The organism is Aerococcus sp. HMSC062A02, assembly GCF_001809535.1.
Classification (GTDB): domain Bacteria; phylum Bacillota; class Bacilli; order Lactobacillales; family Aerococcaceae; genus Aerococcus.
On sequence record NZ_KV797935.1, the window covers coordinates 17187 to 35185 of the forward strand.

Sequence of the window (17999 nt, forward strand, 5' to 3'; positions counted from 1 at the left end):
ATGGCAGAAAGAATAAGGCTGTCGCAAGTGACTGAGCACCTCTTACACCAGCTTAGTCATAGTTTAGACAAGCCAGCAACTAAGGCAAGCCTAGCTAACCTAAGACACTCTATTGGACGGGAGATGAGTCAAACAGTTGACGTTTGGCCCTTCCTCTTTGAAAATTTACCAGATGACTACTTGGGTCAAAGCGCGACCTTAACTGATCAGGAAGAAGCCATCTTATTTACTCTCCAGCTCTATGCCCTCTACCAACAGGGGAAAGACCAAGCAGTTTGGACGGAGGAAATTGATCGGCGCAAGAATTTTGGTCACTCGCTAGCTTATCTCAGAAGAAATGAAGAAAATAAGGCAGCTACTGACCAGCGTTTTAACGCCATGATAACAGCAACAACTTATGAAGAATTCAAGTACCATTTGCGACAAATGCTGCAATTGCTCAAGTCCAAGACGAAAGCAGAAGTACCGGTTAATTTCGGCGGCTTAAGCCGAGATATTTATAACGTTAAAGCAGACCGCTATGATTTTAAACATGACCGACCTTATATCGAAGGCCTGCGTTTAAGCTGGTCTAAAGCCTATTATAGCTACCAAAATAAAGAAGCGGACAAAGAAAAGGAGACTGACAATGACTAAACAACGTTTGTTTTTAGATATCCATGCCATCCAAACTCTACCTCCATCCAATATTAACCGGGATGATACGGGGAGTCCGAAGACCGCCAGATATGGTGGGGTACAGCGGGCTCGAGTGAGTTCACAAGCTTGGAAGAAAGCCATGCGGGACTACTTTAAAGAATTTGGCGCCCTCGATAATGTTGGGATAAGAAGCTTAGAAATTGTGCGTTATCTTGCTCATAAAATCCAAGACTTATCAGCAGATATGGACTTCGAAGAGGCGATGGACCTAGCGGATAAAACCATCAATGCAGCAGGTGTAAAAACTAAGGACCAACGCGCCAAGGCCCTCTTCTTCTTGGGCGACTTGCAGGCAGAAAAGTTAGCCCAAGCGGCCCTGGATGGGGTAACGGATAAGAAAGAATTGAAAGCTATCTTAAAAGACAATCCAGCTATTGATATTGCGCTATTTGGGCGGATGGTGGCCGACGATCCTTCCCTTAATGAGGATGCTTCCTCCCAGATCGCTCATGCCATCTCGACCCATGCGGTACAGACAGAATTTGACTTCTATACTGCCGTTGATGATTTTGGCAAAGAAGACAATGTGGGTGCTGGTATGTTAGGGACTATCGAGTTTAATTCATCCACCTTATATCGTTATGCGGATGTGGCTGTCCATGAATTCCTTCAGCAATTAGACGGTGACCAAGAAACCCTTAAACGAAGCTTAAACTTATTCCTTAAGGCCTTCCTCAACTCTTTACCTACTGGCAAGGTGAATACTTTTGCTAACCAAACGATTCCACAGGCAGTCCTTGTTTCTCTACGGTCCGATCGACCACTGAGCCTGGTATCAGCTTTCGAGTCTCCAGTTAGAGCAGAGGATGGTTTTGTAAAACCTTCCGTTGACCGTTTGCTAGCAGAAGTGAACAAGGCAGAAAAATTATTAGACCCAGCTATCGCAACTTTCTATCTCAATCTTGATGGTGAAGAGAGCGATCTCGACCATGTACAGACAGTGGATTCCTTAAGCCAACTTCAGGAAGCTATGGATCAGCAAGTATCCGAACAATTAGATCAAGCAGGTGAGTAAGGTGAAATCAATCGTTTTGAAGTTTGCTGGCCCTTTGCAGTCCTGGGGAACGCAGTCTCATTTCGAAAGCCGCCATACGGACTTGTATCCTTCGAAATCAGGGGTGGTCGGTTTATTAGCCGCTAGCCTAGGCTACCGGCGTGACCAAACAGAGGATATCCAAGCCCTCAATCAAGTCGATTTTGCGGTTCGGATTGACCAAGAAGGTGGGCTGAGGCGCGACTATCAAACGGCTCATAAGTACAAGGCCAATGGGCAGCCGGATCGAACGTATGTGACTAATCGCTATTACCTCGAGGATGCAGTTTTCTTAGTCGCCTTGTCTCATACGGATAATGACTTTATGGCAAAGATTGCCCAAGCATTAAAGAAGCCTTATTTCCAGCCTTATATGGGGCGCCGGTCTTTACCTCTTCCTTTAGATTTTATTGTTGCGGAAACGAATTTGGGAGCAGTGGAGACCCTACAAAGCTTAGACTGGCAAGCCGCTCCCTGGTATCAAAGGCAGCACAGCCGGATTTTGGATGCTTATGCCGATGCAGGTTTAATAGAAGGCGCCAAACGAGAACAATGGCGAAAAGATTTGGTGGTATCCTTTGACCAACAAAACCGTCACTTTCAGACTCGGCGGGAACTTAAGTTTCAAATCGAGCTTCCCAGCTTGGTCCAGGAAACCGAACATGATGCTTTTGGCGAGTTAGGAGGTTAAGATGTATCTTTCACGTGTACAGATCGATAGTCACAACCGTCAAAAAATTAAAGATTTGACCCATGCAGGAGCCTACCACAATTGGGTAGAGCGGAGCTTTCCCGAAGAGTTCGAATCGGGCGAAAGAAGTCGAAAACTTTGGCGCTTAGACCGCTTGCAGGGCAAAGATTATTTGTTGCTTGTAAGTGAAGAAAAGCCAGACAAGGGCCAATTAGAGCGCTATGGGGTCCCAGGTTCTGCTGAAACGAAGTCTTATGACGCTTTTTTGAGTCAGATTGAAGAAGGGATGCGTCTAGCTTTTCGCGTCACTTTGAATCCAGTAATTTCTAAAAGTTCTGGCGAACAGGGCGAACGTGGGCGTGTGATGCCCCATGTGACAGAAGAACACCAGCGTCAATTCTTACTCGACCGATCAGAAAAAAATGGCTTTCTTTTAAAAGAAGAGGATTTCAAAATCGTGGAGAGCAAGCACGCTCTTGTCAAAAAAACCGGCCAGCGAAACTTGCGTCTCATCCAAGTGGCCTACGAGGGTGTATTGACTGTGGCAGACAAAGAACAATTTATTAAGACGCTAACACAGGGCTTTGGTAAGAAAAAAGCTTATGGCTTCGGCCTGATGACTGTCATTCCGTTGAGGGATTAAAGATGGATAAAAAATTGGGAGCTAAAAAGACCGAACTCCAAGAATTACCTCGGATTGGGGACCGCGTCAGCTTCATCTATATTGAGCATGCTAAGATCAACCGCATCGATAGCGCCATTACAGTAAGGGATAAGCGGGGTGTTGTCAGGATACCCTGTGCCATGATTGGCGTTCTGCTCTTAGGCCCGGGTACAGATGTGAGCCACCGGGCGGTTGAGCTGATTGGTGATACCGGAACCTCGATGGTCTGGGTGGGGGAACGGGGCGTCCGCTTCTATGCAGGAGGACGGCCTCTTGCCCATTCCACGCGTTTACTCGAACGGCAAGCTAAGTATGTATCCAATCGCCGCTTGCGGCTAGCTGTTGCTCGTAAGATGTATGAAATGCGTTTCGATAATGAGGATGTGTCCAAGCTAACCATGCAACAATTACGTGGCCGTGAAGGTGCCAGGGTTCGGCGAACTTATCGCTACTATGCCGATAAGTATGACGTTCCTTGGGACAAGCGCCAGTACAATCCTGACGATTTCTTAGCCGGCGATGTAGTCAACCAGGCCTTATCAGCGGCTAATGTTTCACTTTACGGTTTAGTCCACAGTATCACGGTAGCTTTAGGACTATCTCCAGGCCTCGGCTTTGTCCATACGGGGCATGATAAAGCTTTCGTTTATGATATTGCTGACCTTTACAAAGCAGAATATACGATTCCCTTGGCCTTCCAGATTGCCAGTGAATATACAGCTGAGGATGATATCGGTCGCTTGACGCGGTTAAGACTCCGAGATAATTTGGTTGATGGCAAATTAATGAAGCGCATCGTAAAAGATATCCAAGTCCTGCTAGATATCTCTGAAGAAGAGGAAATCATTGCAGAAAACTTTGGCCTCTGGGATGATAAAGAAGAATTAGTGAGCTATGGGGTTAGTTACGGTGAGGAGGGAGATTGATGCCTTTCACCGTAATCACCCTCTCAAAGACTCCAGCTTCTCTAAGGGGAGACTTGACTAAATGGATGCAGGAAATTTCAACAGGGGTCTATGTGGGCAACTTTAATCGACGCATTCGTGATAAATTATGGGAAAGAGTGAAAGAAAACGTAGGCAATGGAGAAGCAACGATTTCCTATGCAGCCCAAAATGAAATTGGCTATCGTTTTGAATCCTATAATACCTCGCGTCAGATGATCGAACTAGAAGGTATCCCGCTTGTCTTGCTCCCTCAGACCGAGGACAAGGGAGCTTATATCAAACAAAGAGGCTTTAGTAATGCCAGTAAGTTTCGCAAAGCAAGGAAATTCTCACGACCAAACTCTGTCAATGTACCTAGCTATATTATCCTCGATACTGAGACAACAGGACTAGATCCTAAAAAAGATCAGATGATCGAAATAGGTGCTCTAAAGATAGAGGGGGCAGAAGAGAATGTCTTTCATTCTTTGATCGCTAATAAGAAAATCCCTGAGCAAATTCAAAAACTAACAGGGATTAGCCAGAAAGACTTAGATGAAGACGGTAAGGATGAATCGCAAGTGCTTGCAAATCTTCTTGAATTTATTGAAGGTCAAGTTATTGTCGGTTACAATATCAATTTTGATATTAGTTTTATTAATGAGCAATTGAAAAATATGGGACAGGAGAATTTATCTAATCCAATTCTTGATTTAAAAACTATTATCAAAAAGGAGAAGATGTTCCTAAAAAATTATCAATTGCAAACAGTTATAGCGAGTTACGGGATCAATAAAAAAGTCCCCCACCGAGCCTTGGAGGATGTTAGATTAATGGCTGAGCTCATTTCCAAAGTGAATAAATTTCCAGCTTACTTAAAAAAGAAAGCCCGGTAATATAGGGATCCTTTAGTCTTCTTCCCGCACATGCGGGGGTGATCCCAATGGCAAACGCTATGATTACACAGTTCCAAACTTCTTCCCGCACATGCGGGGGTGATCCTCGCATAATCCCATTAATTTCTTTGTACGTTTCCTTCTTCCCGCACATGCGGGGGTGATCCCGCAAGAAAAGCGATTGAGCGTGTAGGCGAGGACTTCTTCCCGCACATGCGGGGGTGATCCTCAAGGAGAGCCTTGCAGGCGGTTCAGCGCCTACTTCTTCCCGCACATGCGGGGGTGATCCCACGCCAGGCGGCAATACGCCAGCTGGCAAGATCTTCTTCCCGCACATGCAGGGGTGATTCTGTGATTCGCTATTGGATCAGTCTACTATCACACCTCTTCCCGCTCACGCGGATTTTATTTTATAAATTTTTCATCTACATTTTTGAGAATCGGTGCTAAGTAAATCCTTCTTGATGTATTGCTATTGTGTTCTAAATGAATTACAATATAGACGAAGGGGCTGGTAAATATGTCAAAAAAAGCGAGTATATCAATCAGAATAGATGAAGATTTAAAGAAGAGTACCCAGGACATATTAGATGACTTAGGGCTCGACATGACTACGGCTATCACGATGTACCTAAAAAAAATAAATGCATGTCAAGGGATCCCCTTTTCTGTAAGGAGAACTAGTATACAAGAGGCCTTAGCAGAAGTTGAACTCGGAGAGGTGGAAAGTTTTGATAATGTAGAGGAGTTTAAAGAGTGGATGAAAGAACTTTAAGGATTGAATTATCAAGAAAGTTTGTACGAGCTCTTAAGAAATATAAGAAAAAACATTACAATATAAATAAGTTAGAAATGGCGATTGATGCTTTAATTATCCAAGACAAAAGTATATTACGCACCAAGTACAAAGACCATGCTCTGTCTGGAAATTGGAAAGGTGTACGTGAGCTACATATAGAAGGGGACTGGCTCCTGGTCTATCAGATAGATCATGGCAAATTAGTTCTTCTTTTGCTAGATATGGGCTCACATGACGAGTTATTTTGATGACTTCTACTTCTTCCCGCGTTAGCGGGGGTAATTTTAATCAGTTAGAGAATTAAGTTGAATATATTTTATCGGCTCTTTCCCGCCTAGGCGGATACTTTTCCTTCATTAAATGACTAATAAGATCAACTAATTCTTATCTAGAAAGGATCCAATATGTTAGCCGCCTACCCAGCCTTATTTTACTTCAGCCCAGATGAAAGCAAGATTCCTTTTTTATAGTATTTCCCGATGTCCCAAGGGCGATCACTCAGGGGAAGAATATAGTCGATGCGCTTTATATGGCCAGTGATTGTCTGGGGATCCATTTAGCAGATGCTTTAGAGCGTGGGCAAGCTTTGCCTGAGCCAAGTCCGATAACTTCCTTGTCCTTAGACGACTACCTTCCTGAGGATAAAGATTTTCATTTTGACCGGAACAAATCCTTTATCTCCATGGTCTTGGTCGATCTCGATGATTACACTAGCAATTAAATCGGCTTTTCTGACCAGAAGCGAAGAGCTTTTATTTTAAAGCAGCTGAACTTTTGATACAATAAGATTAAAATAAGTAAGTGAAGGATGATATTATGGCCGGAAAAGTACGTGCAGCTTTGACCCATGCGCAAAATACCCAGCTCCAAGAGTTAGATGTACCGTTCGCTAAGAATGACGTGAATGAAGTGATGACGACCCTGCAAAATTTTGTTGACCAGTATGAAGCTTATTTTGAAGAAGGTTCTTTGAATATTTTTGCCCTGGAAGCTTATCCTAATCGGCGGACTAAGACCGCTCAAACGGCTTTTGCCTTGGTCAATATGACAGGTAAGACCATTACCGAACTGAAGGCCAAATTGCAACTTAAAGTTTCTGACTTCAATGTGAACTTTGAGCCGATTGAATGGAAGATTGACAGCGATTTTTTAGGCAACTGGGCGAATGATATTGCCATTATGATTGTCGATGAAGTCCCTATGGAAGGCATGGCAACCAAGCCATCTTACACTTTGAATGATTTGGAGCTTGAAGTCAGTGATGTAACCGTAATGGAGTACTAGACTTGCATTTTTGATAAAAAACAGTTAAGATAAACGCATAGAACACTAGGGGAACCAAAAGGTTGAGATACGTCAGTAGACCCTTAAAACTTGATCTAGTTAAGACTAGCGTAAGGAAGTGTATAAGCAAGGCAGCTTTTTAGCTTGCCAGCTGTTTATCTTACCGAATACAAGTTTTAAGCCCGTTTGTGTGATGCAAACGGGTTTTGTTTCTTTCTTAGTAAAGAAAGGAAAATGTTAAATGGCACAACGCCAGCAATTATTAGGGATGATCGAGGCTGCTTTAATGGCTGTCTTGGCTTTTGTTTTTGCCTTGATCCCTTTAGATGTCGGGAATATCTTTGAGATTGAGCTCGGGATGATTCCCATTATGATTTTTGCCTTCCGTAGGGGGCCTAAGCTAGGAATTCTAGCGGGTTTCCTCTGGGGGATTCTCAAGCTCGTTTCAGGAGATATTGTGGTGCTTTCCTTCCTCCAAGTCTTTGTGGAATATGTTTTTGCCTTTGCGGTGACAGGTTTGGCTGGCTTCGGCGCCCAAACTATCCAACAGAAGCTTGCCCAAAAGGAGAGCCTTTATGGGACCATCGCTTGGAGTGTTGCTCTAGCAGTCTTTGTTAAGTACTTCATCCACTTCATTGCAGGGGTGGTGTATTGGTCAAGCTATGCGCCAGATGGGATGAATATTTATTGGTATTCCTTCCTGGTCAATGGCTCGAGCGCATTGGCAACATTCATTGCTGATGGGCTTATTGTTGCCCTGATCTGCCGGGCAGCGCCCCACTTGTTACGGGTTAAGGAATAAGCATGGACGGTTTCCTCGTTTCCCTTAGCCCTCAACTGGGAAGTGGGGGAAGGCTCTCCCTCTCTAGAGCCTTAACCGTCAAAAAATACGCTCGTTTCGGCTTAATTTGGCCGAGGCGAGCGTATTTTTTATTCTTTGGAAGTCCTATTTTTGATTTTGAATTTGGGTGTCTTGGGAAGAGGGAGGCGTTTCTTATTTTGTTCGTGGTGGGCGGCCTTAGCGGCTTTTTTCTTGAGTTGACGGCGGGCACGTTCTTGGCGCTGGCGGCGGATCTGTTGCTCGGCCAGACTGATAAACATGAAGCCAAAGACAATGGCGCCCGAAACCTTAAAGACAGTCATGAGGTGCTGGACGCTAGCCACGTAGTCGCCCTCAACGGCATAGCGGACGAAGAGATAGGCCGCATTCCCTGGTACTAGAGGCAGGATGGCTGGGGTGTTTAAGATAATGACCGGGATTCTCAGGCGGCGGGAGAGCTGCATGTAGAGGATCCCAATCACAATGGCAGCCATGAAGTTAGCCACAATTATTTCATTGAAGAGATACATGAAGAATTTATAGGTCATCCAACCGCTGGTACCTGTCAAACCACAATAAATCAAGGCGCGCTTGGGGACGTTTAGGATGGTTGAGAAGGCCACGGTCCCGAAGAAACTTAGGCAAGCTTGTTCAAGAATACTAAGCAACATACTTCCTCCTTCCTAGCCCAACCACTGCAGGGTAAGGGCAATACCGATACCGAGGACAATGGCAATCAGAATGGCATTCACAGCCTCCACCATGCCCGAGACTAATTGCCGGGCAAAGAGGTCACGGAGGGCTCCCGTGATGGCTAGACCGGGGAGGAGGGGCATGATGCAGCCCGTGATCATGGAGTCCAGGTGGCTGACCCAGCCTAAGCGATTGAAGGAGAGGGCGAGAACACCGATAACAGTTGAAGCAAAGAAATCACTGAGGAAGATCACCTCGAACTTCTCCTTGCATAATTCGGAGACGGAGAAGCCGATGGTTGCTATAAGGAAGGCAAGCAAGATATCCCGATAGTTGTTGTTATCCAAGAGCAACATGAAGGCCGCACTGGCAAAGCCAGCAGCGATAACTTGGATGGGAAAGCTGAAGTTCTTGGGTTCCTTGTCGACCCGCTGGAGTTCGCTTTTGAGTCCGGCTAGGTCTAACTTCCCAGCTTCATAGGCCCGGGAGAGCTCGTTGGTTTCATCAATTTTGGCTAAATTAGTAGACAGTTTGCGCACCTGGGTTATTTGGGTCTTTGACCGCTGGTTGAGGCTCATGAAGATAGCAGTATTGGTGACATAGGCTTCGGTATCGAAGCGGTGGGTGTTCTGGGCGATCCGCTGCATGGTGTCTTCCACTCGGTAAGATTCGGAGCCTGACTCCATCATAATGCGTCCCGCCAAGAGGCAAGTTGACAGCAAGAGGTGGTTCTTTTCTTCTTCAGTCATTGACATATAATTCCTCCTTTAATGGCTGGCTTATCCAGCTAAGTTAAGTAGGGAAATAATCAGTGGAATAATCAACACAGAAAAAAGCGTAGAAACAAAGACATAGCGGGTGGCCAAGGCAACGTCCCCGTCAAAGATTGTGGCATAAGCCGTTGCTGAGGAGGGACCAGGCATAGCGGCCGTGACCACCAGGACACTAATGATAATGGGATGGCTGAGGAAGGTCCCGAATAGATAATAAATGATAATGGGCAAGAGGACCATCTTAATCAGCATGAGCAAGTAGATCCGCCAATCGTTGAAGCAATCTCTGAATTTGATCTCGGTCATGGACATACCAATCACGATCATAGCCAAGGGCGTGGTCATATTCCCCACGAGGCTGAGAAAGGATTCAGCTGCCTCGGGAATCTTCCAATCAAGGATAAAGAAGGCGAGGGCGATCAAGGAAGCTGCAAAGCCGGGTGAAAGAAGGATCTTACGCAAGCTTAACTGGCCCTTTCCCTTCTGACTGTAGCGGCTCATGGCCCAGACCCCGAAGGAATAAACCAGGATATTGGAGGGAACATTCACGAGCGAGGCATAGAACATGGCCCCAGCACCGTAGAGGGCTTGGATAACCGGCAGCCCCATGAAGCCGTTGTTCTGGAAGGTCATTAAGAACTGTAGGGTACCTTCTGATTCCTTGGCCACAGGGATAAATTTAGGCACAATAAAAGAGAAGGCCATATAGAAAAGATAAATAATAAAGGCAATGGCCAAGAAGGTCAGGGCTTCACTCTTCGTCCCTAATTCCCCGGCACTATTGATGGTGGAGAGGATGAGGGCAGGTGAGGAGACATAGGTAATCATGGTTGAAAAATCATACTGGGCCGATTCGGTAAAGAGTTGCTGCTTCTGGCCCCAATAGCCCAGAAACAGGGTGGCCAGTAGGATAAGCATGGGTATAACAGCTGACAATAAAATCCCTCCATAATTTATACTTGCTCCCATTATAGCATGAAATAATAGGAGGCATCATGTGGGCTAAAGCCTCTTTCCCGCCTGCTTTGATGAGCCTAGAGGACAAGAACACAGCGCATCCGACAAGCGACTTGGCAGGGGATGCGCTGCTTATGATTAAAATCTTTTTCGATGGGACTTCTAGAAGTCTTTGGTATCTGGATCGGGAGCTTCGGTCAAGTCCTGGATCTGGTCAATCTGGCGGACTTCCTCTGGGCTCAAGTGGATATCGAAAACCTCATAGTTGGAGAGGATATGCTTAGGCGTCTTAGACCGAGGAAGGGGCAGGAAATCATGGGCCAAAGACCAGGCCAAGGCAATTTGGGCGACCGAACGCTCATGTTTGTCGGCGATGGCTTGGAGCTCTTGGTTGTCAAAGATTTGACCGCTGCCCAGGGGACTATAGGCTTCTAGGAGGATATCATGATTCCGGCAGTAGGTCACAAGCTCGTCTTGACTCAGGCCAGGGGCGAGTTTAATTTGGTTGACCATGGGCTTGATTTCAGCCGTTTGGAATAAGGGCTCGAGATGTTTCTCTAGGAAGTTAGAGACACCAATGGACTTGGCCTTACCTTCTTTGTAGAGGTCTTCCAAGGCCCGCCAAACTTCCCGGTTACGAGTCTCAAAGCCTGGCTCTTGGCGGAAGGGTTTGGGGTTAGGCCAGTGGATCAGTAAGAGGTCCACATAGTTGGTTTGTAACTTATTGAGGGATTCTTCGAAAGAAGCTAGGGTATCCTCATAAGTGCCCTTATCATTCCAGATCTTAGTAGTCAAAAAAATCTCGTCACGCGGCACATCACTGGCTTGGATGGCCTGGCCCACACCGGCTTCATTGCCATAAGTCTGGGCAGTATCAATATGGCGGTAGCCAGCGTTCAAAGCATTCTTAACCGCTTGGATCACGGGCTCACCGTCTTCCAGTTGCCAGGTACCAAAACCGATTTTAGGAATTGTGCGGCCATTTACTAATTGATAAGTTTCCATTTAGGGTCACTCCTCTGCTATCAGTATAAGCCTATCATACCAAGAAGATGGGCTGAAAGGTAGTGAAAGCCCTTCAGTTGCTAAGGAGACCAAGTGATCACTGCTGCTATCTTTTGCCTAAGCGCTAAATATTGAGTCTGCTTTCTAAATATGGGATAATGATTAGTGACGATCATTATTTCAAAGGAGGAAATAAAATGGCAAAAGTTGAAAGTTTTGAGCTCGACCACGATGCAGTCAAGGCGCCTTATGTCCGTCTAGCTGGGCGGGAAGAAGGTGCCAAGGGGGATGTCATCACGAAATTTGATATCCGCCTGACCCAACCCAACCAAGAAGCTGTTCCTACAGCAGCCTTACATACCATTGAACACATGTCAGCTGGTCTTGTCCGCGACTATGTGGACGGGGTGATCGACCTCTCGCCCATGGGCTGTCGGACAGGCTTCTACCTACTCGTTTGGGGAGAAAAGACCCCTGAAGAGATAGCAATTGCCTTCACCAAGGTCCTCAGAGATATCGTAGACTCTAGCTGGGATGATGTCCAAGGGGTCGAACGCAAGGGCTGCGGCAACTACAAGGACCACTCCTTGTTTGGGGCTCAAGAGTGGGCCAAGCATATCCTCGACCAAGGTTTCTCTAAGGATCCTTTCGAGCGCCAAGTGGTGGAAGTCGCAGAATAAGAGATCGATACTTTGAATTTTATGGTCAAAGAGCTAAATCATAAAAACAGGAAGTAGGTCCGAAGCTGCTGCTTCTTCTTATCATTTAAAAAGTCTGAAAGCTTGTGTTTGAGAGCTTTCAGACTTTTATTTTCTCTTTGAATATTTAAATGGGGAAGTGGTCGGTAAAGAAGTCGACCATGCTTTTGATAGTTTCAACGCGGACCAGGTGGCCCTCGTCTTCGGCTTGGAAGTCAATCTTTAAGTGGGGATTGGCTTGGACAAAAGTTGCCGCTTCCTGGAAGGGGATCCGGTCGTCTTGGCGGCCGTGCCAGATGAAGAGAGGCCGGTCACCCAACTGGTCGGCTTGCCTATACAGGTCATAATCTTCGAGCCAGCCGAGTAGGGTCTGGGCGTCTTTGGGGAAATAGCGACCAGCTGCACGGGCATGGCGGGCAATTCTTTGGGCATAGTGGACCGGCATGGGGCTGCCCATCAAGCAGGCCGCTGCCTGGATCTCGGGGTGCTGGCAAAGGAGGGCGCAGGTCGTGATCCCGCCCATGGACACACCGGCCACCGCAATCCGGTCATCAGCCAGCCCTAACTGCTGGAAGTGGTCGACAATAAAACCAAATTCGAAGAGATTGGCCTGGATGCTCTGCCAGAAGGTCATGGAGGGAATCTTGGAATACTTGCGGTAGCGTTCGCCATGGTTGTCAGCGTCGGGGAGGAGGGCCCGGTAACCCGCTTTGGCCAGGCGCCGGCCGGCTGTTAGATTGAGTTCCTTGCGCGACTGCCAGCCGTGGTAGTAGACCACAAGGGGCAGGCGGTCATTCTTGCGGTCTTCTTGGACGAGTTCGAGGAGAGGCACCTGGCCCAAGAGCCGGCGACGGATGCTGATCTTCATTCTTATCGCTCCTTTCTATAGATAAGCTCATTGCCATGATGGAAGTAAGGAGAATTTTATAAAAAGTAGAAAAAAATGACGAAAAGTCACAGAAAATTAACAATTAAGTTTTATACTATGGGCATACCCAAAAGGTTAGTAGAACTAACCATATTCTTCATACCTCTCCTTCTTATAAAACGAGAAGAGATGGAAAAAGTGCCGCATTTGCCGGCACTTTTTTTATTGAGTTCTTTAATAGATTGTATGAATGAGCGATGAGCATCCGTTCCGCTTTTGAAGTTGGGCTTTGAATTTAGAAGTACAAGAACGTCTTTCGCCGTCTTGTACTTTATCCGTAAGTCGCTAACACTCCAACGGCTAAAGCAGCACCGGTTCGAGCCAAGGTCTCTCACCTAGCGAGACTCAAACGGTCCGTACGGCTGACGCCTACGTTCCGTAATTCGCTTCGCTTGCTTTTCATGGCTAAGGCCCAACTTCAACGCTTCACTCCTGCTCAAAAAATAATCAGTACGATTTTTTATTACTAGTCATAAATATTAAGAGTACAGGACTTTTTACTCGATAATAATACTGTATATAAATATTGGATACTAGAAGATAATACAATCTATCTTGATTTTACCAGTGAGCTCATCTTATTGGTAAACGGAGAAGCCTTTCTTGTCGTAGAGGCTTTCTTTGTCTTCGGAGACGCTGTCTTGTCCTTTGCCGAAAGCGAGGGCGCCCTTGAAGGTCCAGTGGTCTGGGATGGCCCACTTGCTGGTGTCTTGTTGGCGTGGGTGGTGGAGGCTAGCGTCTAGTCCGAGCTCAGTCAGGGCAAGCCAGCTCAGAACAGCAGTAATGCCATGGTTTTCGCCAGAATAGCGGTCAGCGAGGGACTCATCGATGGCATACTTATCGGTCAGGCTGTAGACATGGTTGCGGTCTTCGAAGAAGAGGACAGTACCCTTAGCCTACTGTAATTTTTCATAGCGGTCGGCATAGTCTGGGTTCAGGCGGCTGACAGCCTCCCAATAGGATTGGCTCTCGCCATCGAGAAGGACCGCCACACGTGGGGTCTGTTCGCCAAAAGCCATGGGCGCTTCATCGATGGCCGTCTTCAGGGCTTGGCTGATTTCATCATTGGACACGGCAACATCTGCACTGAGTTCACGGTGGGACCGGCGTTTGTGAAGTAAATCTTGGTAAGTCATCTTAAAACATCCTTTCTGTGTTGTGTTATGATTTACCTTTATTGTAGCAAGGGATTTTCCAAGAAGCAAAATTAAGGACTTCATATTTTTTGAAAAAAGACGACCAAGCTTGTGAGTTCTCGGCGATATTATGCTATGATGGGAAAGATTATTCCAATAATAGAATAATAGGAAGAAAGGAATCGATTATGGCAAAAGTAAAGCGACAAGCACCTGTCAAAAAGAATGCCACTTATGATTTAAGCATTGAAGACTTGACCTATGAAGGCCTAGGAGTGGCCAAGGTAGATGGCTATCCTATCTTCGTCCATGATGCCCTGCCTGGTGAAAAGTGCTCGGCTCGGATCGTCAAGGTTCTCAAGAAGTTCGCCTTCGCGATTGTTAAAGACCGCTACCAGACTTCGCCCGACCGGGTTCCCTTGCGCGACAAGGACGGCTTGCGGACGGGGACTATGCCCCTCCAACACCTGGCCTATCCCGCCCAGCTTGCCTTCAAGCGCCAGCAGGTCATCAATTCCCTCCATAAATTCGGCCTCGACCAAGGCATAGAGGTCAAAGAAACCATCGGCATGGAAGAGCCCTGGGCCTACCGCAACAAGGCCCAAGTGCCGGTCGCAGGAGAGCCGGGCCAGCTCTATACCGGCTTCTATAAGCGCCGGTCCCATGATATTGTGCCCATTAAGGATTATCAGATCCAGCTCAAGAACATCGACGAGACCCTGCAGACCGTTATCCAGATCCTCAACCGTTATCAAATCACCGCCTATGACGAAAAGGTCCACCGCGGCCTCCTCCGCTTCCTGGGGGTCCGCCAGGGCGAGCATACGGGTGAAATCATGGTCATCCTCGTTCTCAATGGTAAGTCACTCCCCCATGAAGTAGAGATTATCCAAGCTATCCGCCGGGAAGTCCCAGGCCTGGTCAGTCTGGTCATCAATATCAATGAAGAGCGGACCAATGTTATCATGGGTAAGGAGACTCGGGTCCTCTACGGTGACGACCGCTACCACGATCAGATCTTGGGCCTGGACTTTGCGATTTCCAGTCAGAGCTTCTTCCAAGTCAACACCAGCCAGGCTGAGAAACTCTACCAGGCCGCCTTCGAAGCTGCCAATCTCCAGGGGAATGAACAAGTTATGGACGCCTATTGCGGGATTGGGTCTATCTCCCTCTGCCTGGCCCAAGAAGCCAAGCATGTCTATGGGGTTGAAATTGTCGAAGATGCGATCGACATGGCCCGGGAAAACGCAGCCGCCAATGGCCTCAATAATACCAGCTTCCAAGCCGGGGATGCGGGTGAGGTCATGCCAGATTGGGTCATGGCAGGGATTCCTTGTGATGTCCTGGTCGTTGACCCCCCACGCAAGGGTCTGAGCGAGACCTTTATTGAAGCCTCCCTTGAACTCGATGCAGACCGGATTGTTTACGTCTCCTGCAACCCGGCTAGCCTGGCCCGGGACTTGGATAAGTACACAGCAGCAGGCTATCAGATCCAGTCCGTCCAACCCGTCGACCTCTTCCCGCAGACGACACATGTCGAATGCGTGGTATTGCTTGAGGCTGTTCGAACGAAGTGAGTTACAGCGTCAGTTCTGTAGCGATAGCGTAGGTGATTGAAAAAGAGGAGCTATAAATCGCATAAAAGCGAGTTTCTCAAGAAGTTATGACTTCTTGAGAAGCTTGCTTTTTGTTTTTAGAGGAGAAAATGAGGGGAATCTGATAGAATGAGGGTGTACGTATGGGGAAACTGGTCGGCTATTCTGGGAAGAATGTACAAACTAGACATCAATAAAATTGCCACTTTTTGCGTAAGTTGAAAGCGAAATTTAACCTAGTTATAAATCAGAGGAGGAGTGATTATGGCAAAAAAGAAGATTGCAATAGCAGCTAATCTTTTGTTGCTTATATGGTTTTCACTGGATATGTTTGGCGTGAAAATTGGTGACAAGTATTTAGTTGAGGGTGCTTTGAAGGAAGATGGCATGTTTATGATCATTTCGATCATTGTATTCCTTATATTCTTATACACTGATAAAATAGGCAAAACTATCCAATTAGGCTGGTTTCTACTACAATTCCTTGCCCACGAATGGTATACGATTTTCGGAAAGGGTCTGATGGGTAGCGTTGAAGGTAAGGTTGCTTATTTTGAAGACTGTATCCAATTCATCAACATACCAGGAAGGTATGTGCCAGATTTATGGCATATTGTTTTGCATGTTTTAATTATTATCGCCTTCTTCGCTACACTCAGAATGCCTAATGAACATCAAGAAGTAAGTTCGAAATGATCATGAGAATATGGTAGTTCTAAAAGTCGAAATCGAGATGGCTATGAGAAATAGTCTGGTTGAGTTTATTACTTAGAGCTCCGTGTCCATGAAAGGAGAATTTAGATTTGGAACAATTACCCATTCTACTTTATGAAACTGCAAAGGAAAACGTCTATGTGGATGTATACGTTAAAGATGAGACCTTTTGGATGAGCCAGAAGATGATGGCCGACTTATTTGAAGTCGGAGTACCTGCGATTTCAAAGCATCTTCAAAATATTTACACCGAAGAAGAGTTAGATTTAAGTTCAACTGTTTCCAAAATGGAAATAGTTCGTTTGGAAGGTCAGCGGCAAGTGAAGCGAACTGTTGATTTTTATAACTTAGATGCTATTATCGCTGTTGGTTACCGAGTGAATTCCAAGCAGGCAACCCGCTTTCGTCAGTGGGCGACCAAAACTTTGAAAGAATATATCACTAAGGGCTTTGTCTTGAACGATGAATTTCTAAAGAACGGACAAGCTTTTGGTCAAGATTATTTTGATGAACTCCTAGAGCGAATTCGAGAAATTCGAGCCAGTGAGAGAAGAGCCTATCAGAAGATAACGGATGTCTTCCAGCAATGCTCCTACGACTATGATAAAAACTCTGACATCACCAGACGATTCTATGCCTTTGTTCAGAATAAATTACATTATGCGATTACAGGTTCGACGGCTGCAGAAATTATTTATAATAGAGCGGATGCAGATAAGAAATATATGGGACTTACGACTTGGAAAAATTCTCCTGATGGTAAAATTCTGAAGAGTGATACTCAGATTGCTAAAAATTATCTATCTGAAGATGAAATAAAGAAATTGAATCGGCTAGTCACAATGTTTATTGATTATGCAGAGTTGATGGCAGAGGATAATATCTTGATGAGCATGCAAGATTGGGCGGACCAAACAGATATTTTTTTGAAGATGAACCGCAGAGGGACGCTGGACCACAAGGGCGAAAGCAAGCTCTCGAAAAGTCATCTCAAGAGTACGAGAAGTTTAGAGTTGTTCAAGATAGGCATTATTTATCCGATTTCGACAAATTACAAGAAGAAGTTAGCAAGTATGAGAGATAGGGGGAGTTAGCCTAATTATCTCTAGAGATGGCAAAGACACAATAAAGGTTGATATTACAAGCTTTATACAGGCTGTATTTAGCCTAAAAATTGCATGTTGAGTGCGTAGTATTGATTGAAAAATAGGGGATATAAACAGCATAATAGCGGGGTTCTTGCGAAGTTTCGATTTCTTGGGAACCTCGCTTTTGGGTTTTTAGAGGAGAAAATGGGTCGAATCTGTTAGAATGAGGGTGTGGGGGATATTTTTTATGTTAATTTTAACTCAAGTATTGGGCACGAACAGAGAAATAGTCGTCCAGCCATTGTATTAAGTCACGATCTCATCTTCCAAACGAGTCGGATAGCGATCCTTGCACCAATCTCAACAACTAAAAGAAATTATCCAGCCTATTATGAGCTTCAAGAGACTGATCAGATAAAGGGGAAAGTGCTTTTGGATCAAACAAAGGCTCTTGATCTTTATCATCGGCAAGTCAGCCGAGAAAATTTCATTGAACGAGCTAAGCCGAATGAATTTAAACGCCTGATTCACCGCTATAAATTGTTATTCGATCTGGTGGATGATTATCAATAGGCGATTAAGAAGAAGGCTGAGATTTGT

Annotated in this window: 20 protein-coding genes, 2 pseudogenes, 1 CRISPR repeat array and 1 riboswitch; of the genes and pseudogenes, 16 read left to right on the plus strand and 6 right to left on the minus strand. The window is 45.8% G+C overall.

Annotated elements, in window-relative coordinates:
* The 11 genes and pseudogenes from casB (at window position 1) to thiT (ending at window position 7794) form a co-directional block, all read left to right on the plus strand.
* Window positions 1–636, plus strand: a complete 636-nt coding sequence (gene casB, locus HMPREF2626_RS06310; RefSeq protein WP_070618927.1) for a type I-E CRISPR-associated protein Cse2/CasB — start codon at window positions 1–3, stop codon at window positions 634–636.
* On the plus strand, window positions 629–1714 hold the full coding sequence (gene cas7e, locus HMPREF2626_RS06315) for a type I-E CRISPR-associated protein Cas7/Cse4/CasC (protein WP_083294375.1): 1086 nt from the start codon (window positions 629–631) through the stop codon (window positions 1712–1714). Before casB ends, cas7e begins: the two co-directional genes overlap by 8 nt.
* Before the next feature lies 1 nt (window position 1715).
* On the plus strand, window positions 1716–2423 hold the full coding sequence (gene cas5e, locus HMPREF2626_RS06320) for a type I-E CRISPR-associated protein Cas5/CasD (protein ID WP_070618933.1): 708 nt from the start codon (window positions 1716–1718) through the stop codon (window positions 2421–2423).
* 1 nt (window position 2424) lies between these two features.
* Complete coding sequence (gene cas6e / locus HMPREF2626_RS06325) at window positions 2425–3066, plus strand: type I-E CRISPR-associated protein Cas6/Cse3/CasE (protein ID WP_070618936.1); 642 nt, start codon at window positions 2425–2427, stop codon at window positions 3064–3066.
* 2 nt (window positions 3067–3068) lie between these two features.
* Window positions 3069–4013 (plus strand): type I-E CRISPR-associated endonuclease Cas1e, encoded by a 945-nt coding sequence (cas1e, locus tag HMPREF2626_RS06330; RefSeq protein ID WP_070618938.1) that lies wholly within the window; start codon window positions 3069–3071, stop codon window positions 4011–4013.
* Window positions 4013–4909: a type I-E CRISPR-associated endoribonuclease Cas2e gene (gene cas2e, locus HMPREF2626_RS06335; protein WP_070618941.1), complete on the plus strand. Its 897-nt coding sequence runs from the start codon at window positions 4013–4015 to the stop codon at window positions 4907–4909. The genes cas1e and cas2e overlap by 1 nt, the downstream gene beginning before the upstream one ends.
* Window positions 4910–4926: 17 nt before the next feature.
* A CRISPR array of direct repeats spans window positions 4927–5259; the repeat unit is 28 nt; unit sequence CTTCTTCCCGCACATGCGGGGGTGATCC.
* A gap of 170 nt (window positions 5260–5429) precedes the next feature.
* Window positions 5430–5684 carry a type II toxin-antitoxin system RelB/DinJ family antitoxin gene (locus tag HMPREF2626_RS06340; RefSeq protein ID WP_070618946.1) on the plus strand — a complete coding sequence of 85 codons (255 nt, stop codon included), beginning with the start codon at window positions 5430–5432 and terminating at the stop codon, window positions 5682–5684.
* On the plus strand, window positions 5666–5956 hold the full coding sequence (locus tag HMPREF2626_RS06345; protein WP_070618949.1) for a type II toxin-antitoxin system RelE/ParE family toxin: 291 nt from the start codon (window positions 5666–5668) through the stop codon (window positions 5954–5956). Before HMPREF2626_RS06340 ends, HMPREF2626_RS06345 begins: the two co-directional genes overlap by 19 nt.
* A 215-nt stretch (window positions 5957–6171) precedes the next feature.
* Window positions 6172–6429, plus strand: a pseudogene (locus HMPREF2626_RS06350) (type II toxin-antitoxin system HicB family antitoxin); the annotation flags it as partial.
* A 95-nt stretch (window positions 6430–6524) separates the two neighbouring features.
* The gene (locus HMPREF2626_RS06355) at window positions 6525–6992 is read left to right on the plus strand and encodes a hypothetical protein (protein ID WP_070618955.1); all 468 of its coding nucleotides are present in this window, start codon (window positions 6525–6527) and stop codon (window positions 6990–6992) included.
* Window positions 6993–7029: 37 nt separating this feature from the next.
* Window positions 7030–7126: riboswitch (TPP riboswitch) on the plus strand.
* 107 nt (window positions 7127–7233) lie between these two features.
* Complete coding sequence (gene thiT / locus HMPREF2626_RS06360) at window positions 7234–7794, plus strand: energy-coupled thiamine transporter ThiT (RefSeq protein ID WP_070618958.1); 561 nt, start codon at window positions 7234–7236, stop codon at window positions 7792–7794.
* Window positions 7795–7922: 128 nt separating this feature from the next.
* Here the strand turns inward: thiT and HMPREF2626_RS06365 are convergent, their stop codons facing one another.
* The 4 genes from HMPREF2626_RS06365 to HMPREF2626_RS06380 all read right to left on the minus strand — a co-directional run bounded on the left by HMPREF2626_RS06365 (window position 7923) and on the right by HMPREF2626_RS06380 (window position 11240).
* Window positions 7923–8483: a threonine/serine exporter family protein gene (locus HMPREF2626_RS06365; protein ID WP_070618960.1), complete on the minus strand. Its 561-nt coding sequence runs from the start codon at window positions 8481–8483 to the stop codon at window positions 7923–7925.
* A gap of 12 nt (window positions 8484–8495) precedes the next feature.
* On the minus strand, window positions 8496–9260 hold the full coding sequence (locus HMPREF2626_RS06370) for a threonine/serine exporter family protein (RefSeq protein ID WP_083294377.1): 765 nt from the start codon (window positions 9258–9260) through the stop codon (window positions 8496–8498).
* 24 nt (window positions 9261–9284) lie between these two features.
* On the minus strand, window positions 9285–10214 hold the full coding sequence (locus HMPREF2626_RS06375) for an AEC family transporter (protein WP_168162723.1): 930 nt from the start codon (window positions 10212–10214) through the stop codon (window positions 9285–9287).
* Between the two features lie 183 nt (window positions 10215–10397).
* A complete protein-coding gene (locus HMPREF2626_RS06380) occupies window positions 10398–11240 on the minus strand; it encodes an aldo/keto reductase (protein WP_070618965.1) in 843 nt (280 codons plus the stop codon).
* Between the two features lie 197 nt (window positions 11241–11437).
* Between HMPREF2626_RS06380 and HMPREF2626_RS06385 the strand changes: the two genes are divergently transcribed.
* Window positions 11438–11920: an S-ribosylhomocysteine lyase gene (locus HMPREF2626_RS06385; protein ID WP_070618967.1), complete on the plus strand. Its 483-nt coding sequence runs from the start codon at window positions 11438–11440 to the stop codon at window positions 11918–11920.
* A gap of 145 nt (window positions 11921–12065) precedes the next feature.
* Here the strand turns inward: HMPREF2626_RS06385 and HMPREF2626_RS06390 are convergent, their stop codons facing one another.
* A complete protein-coding gene (locus tag HMPREF2626_RS06390) occupies window positions 12066–12806 on the minus strand; it encodes an alpha/beta fold hydrolase (RefSeq protein ID WP_070618973.1) in 741 nt (246 codons plus the stop codon).
* 956 nt (window positions 12807–13762) lie between these two features.
* The gene (locus HMPREF2626_RS06400) at window positions 13763–14002 is read right to left on the minus strand and encodes a nitroreductase family protein (protein ID WP_070618980.1); all 240 of its coding nucleotides are present in this window, start codon (window positions 14000–14002) and stop codon (window positions 13763–13765) included.
* Window positions 14003–14190: 188 nt separating this feature from the next.
* On the opposite strand from HMPREF2626_RS06400, the gene rlmD reads away from it, so the two are divergent.
* The 4 genes and pseudogenes from rlmD to HMPREF2626_RS06420 all read left to right on the plus strand — a co-directional run bounded on the left by rlmD (window position 14191) and on the right by HMPREF2626_RS06420 (window position 17972).
* On the plus strand, window positions 14191–15579 hold the full coding sequence (gene rlmD / locus HMPREF2626_RS06405; protein ID WP_070618985.1) for a 23S rRNA (uracil(1939)-C(5))-methyltransferase RlmD: 1389 nt from the start codon (window positions 14191–14193) through the stop codon (window positions 15577–15579).
* A gap of 282 nt (window positions 15580–15861) precedes the next feature.
* Window positions 15862–16293: a hypothetical protein gene (locus HMPREF2626_RS06410; RefSeq protein WP_070618988.1), complete on the plus strand. Its 432-nt coding sequence runs from the start codon at window positions 15862–15864 to the stop codon at window positions 16291–16293.
* A 107-nt stretch (window positions 16294–16400) separates the two neighbouring features.
* Window positions 16401–17395 (plus strand): annotated as a pseudogene (locus HMPREF2626_RS06415) (virulence RhuM family protein).
* Window positions 17396–17630: 235 nt separating this feature from the next.
* Window positions 17631–17972, plus strand: coding sequence for a type II toxin-antitoxin system PemK/MazF family toxin (locus HMPREF2626_RS06420; protein ID WP_070618991.1), 342 nt, complete (start codon window positions 17631–17633; stop codon window positions 17970–17972).
* Window positions 17973–17999: the final 27 nt, after the last annotated feature.

Excerpts from the sequence above, each read along its gene's own strand:
- casB (WP_070618927.1), top strand. The coding sequence starts at position 1 with ATGGCAGAAAGAATAAGGCTGTCGCAAGTGACTGAGCACCTCTTACAC.
- cas7e (WP_083294375.1), top strand. The coding sequence starts at position 629 with ATGACTAAACAACGTTTGTTTTTAGATATCCATGCCATCCAAACTCTA.
- cas6e (WP_070618936.1), top strand. The coding sequence starts at position 2,425 with ATGTATCTTTCACGTGTACAGATCGATAGTCACAACCGTCAAAAAATT.
- cas1e (WP_070618938.1), top strand. The coding sequence starts at position 3,069 with ATGGATAAAAAATTGGGAGCTAAAAAGACCGAACTCCAAGAATTACCT.
- cas2e (WP_070618941.1), top strand. The coding sequence starts at position 4,013 with ATGCCTTTCACCGTAATCACCCTCTCAAAGACTCCAGCTTCTCTAAGG.
- HMPREF2626_RS06340 (WP_070618946.1), top strand. The coding sequence starts at position 5,430 with ATGTCAAAAAAAGCGAGTATATCAATCAGAATAGATGAAGATTTAAAG.
- HMPREF2626_RS06355 (WP_070618955.1), top strand. The coding sequence starts at position 6,525 with ATGGCCGGAAAAGTACGTGCAGCTTTGACCCATGCGCAAAATACCCAG.
- thiT (WP_070618958.1), top strand. The coding sequence starts at position 7,234 with ATGGCACAACGCCAGCAATTATTAGGGATGATCGAGGCTGCTTTAATG.
- HMPREF2626_RS06365 (WP_070618960.1), bottom strand. The coding sequence starts at position 8,483 with ATGTTGCTTAGTATTCTTGAACAAGCTTGCCTAAGTTTCTTCGGGACC.
- HMPREF2626_RS06370 (WP_083294377.1), bottom strand. The coding sequence starts at position 9,260 with ATGTCAATGACTGAAGAAGAAAAGAACCACCTCTTGCTGTCAACTTGC.
- HMPREF2626_RS06380 (WP_070618965.1), bottom strand. The coding sequence starts at position 11,240 with ATGGAAACTTATCAATTAGTAAATGGCCGCACAATTCCTAAAATCGGT.
- HMPREF2626_RS06385 (WP_070618967.1), top strand. The coding sequence starts at position 11,438 with ATGGCAAAAGTTGAAAGTTTTGAGCTCGACCACGATGCAGTCAAGGCG.
- HMPREF2626_RS06390 (WP_070618973.1), bottom strand. The coding sequence starts at position 12,806 with ATGAAGATCAGCATCCGTCGCCGGCTCTTGGGCCAGGTGCCTCTCCTC.
- HMPREF2626_RS06400 (WP_070618980.1), bottom strand. The coding sequence starts at position 14,002 with ATGACTTACCAAGATTTACTTCACAAACGCCGGTCCCACCGTGAACTC.
- rlmD (WP_070618985.1), top strand. The coding sequence starts at position 14,191 with ATGGCAAAAGTAAAGCGACAAGCACCTGTCAAAAAGAATGCCACTTAT.
- HMPREF2626_RS06410 (WP_070618988.1), top strand. The coding sequence starts at position 15,862 with ATGGCAAAAAAGAAGATTGCAATAGCAGCTAATCTTTTGTTGCTTATA.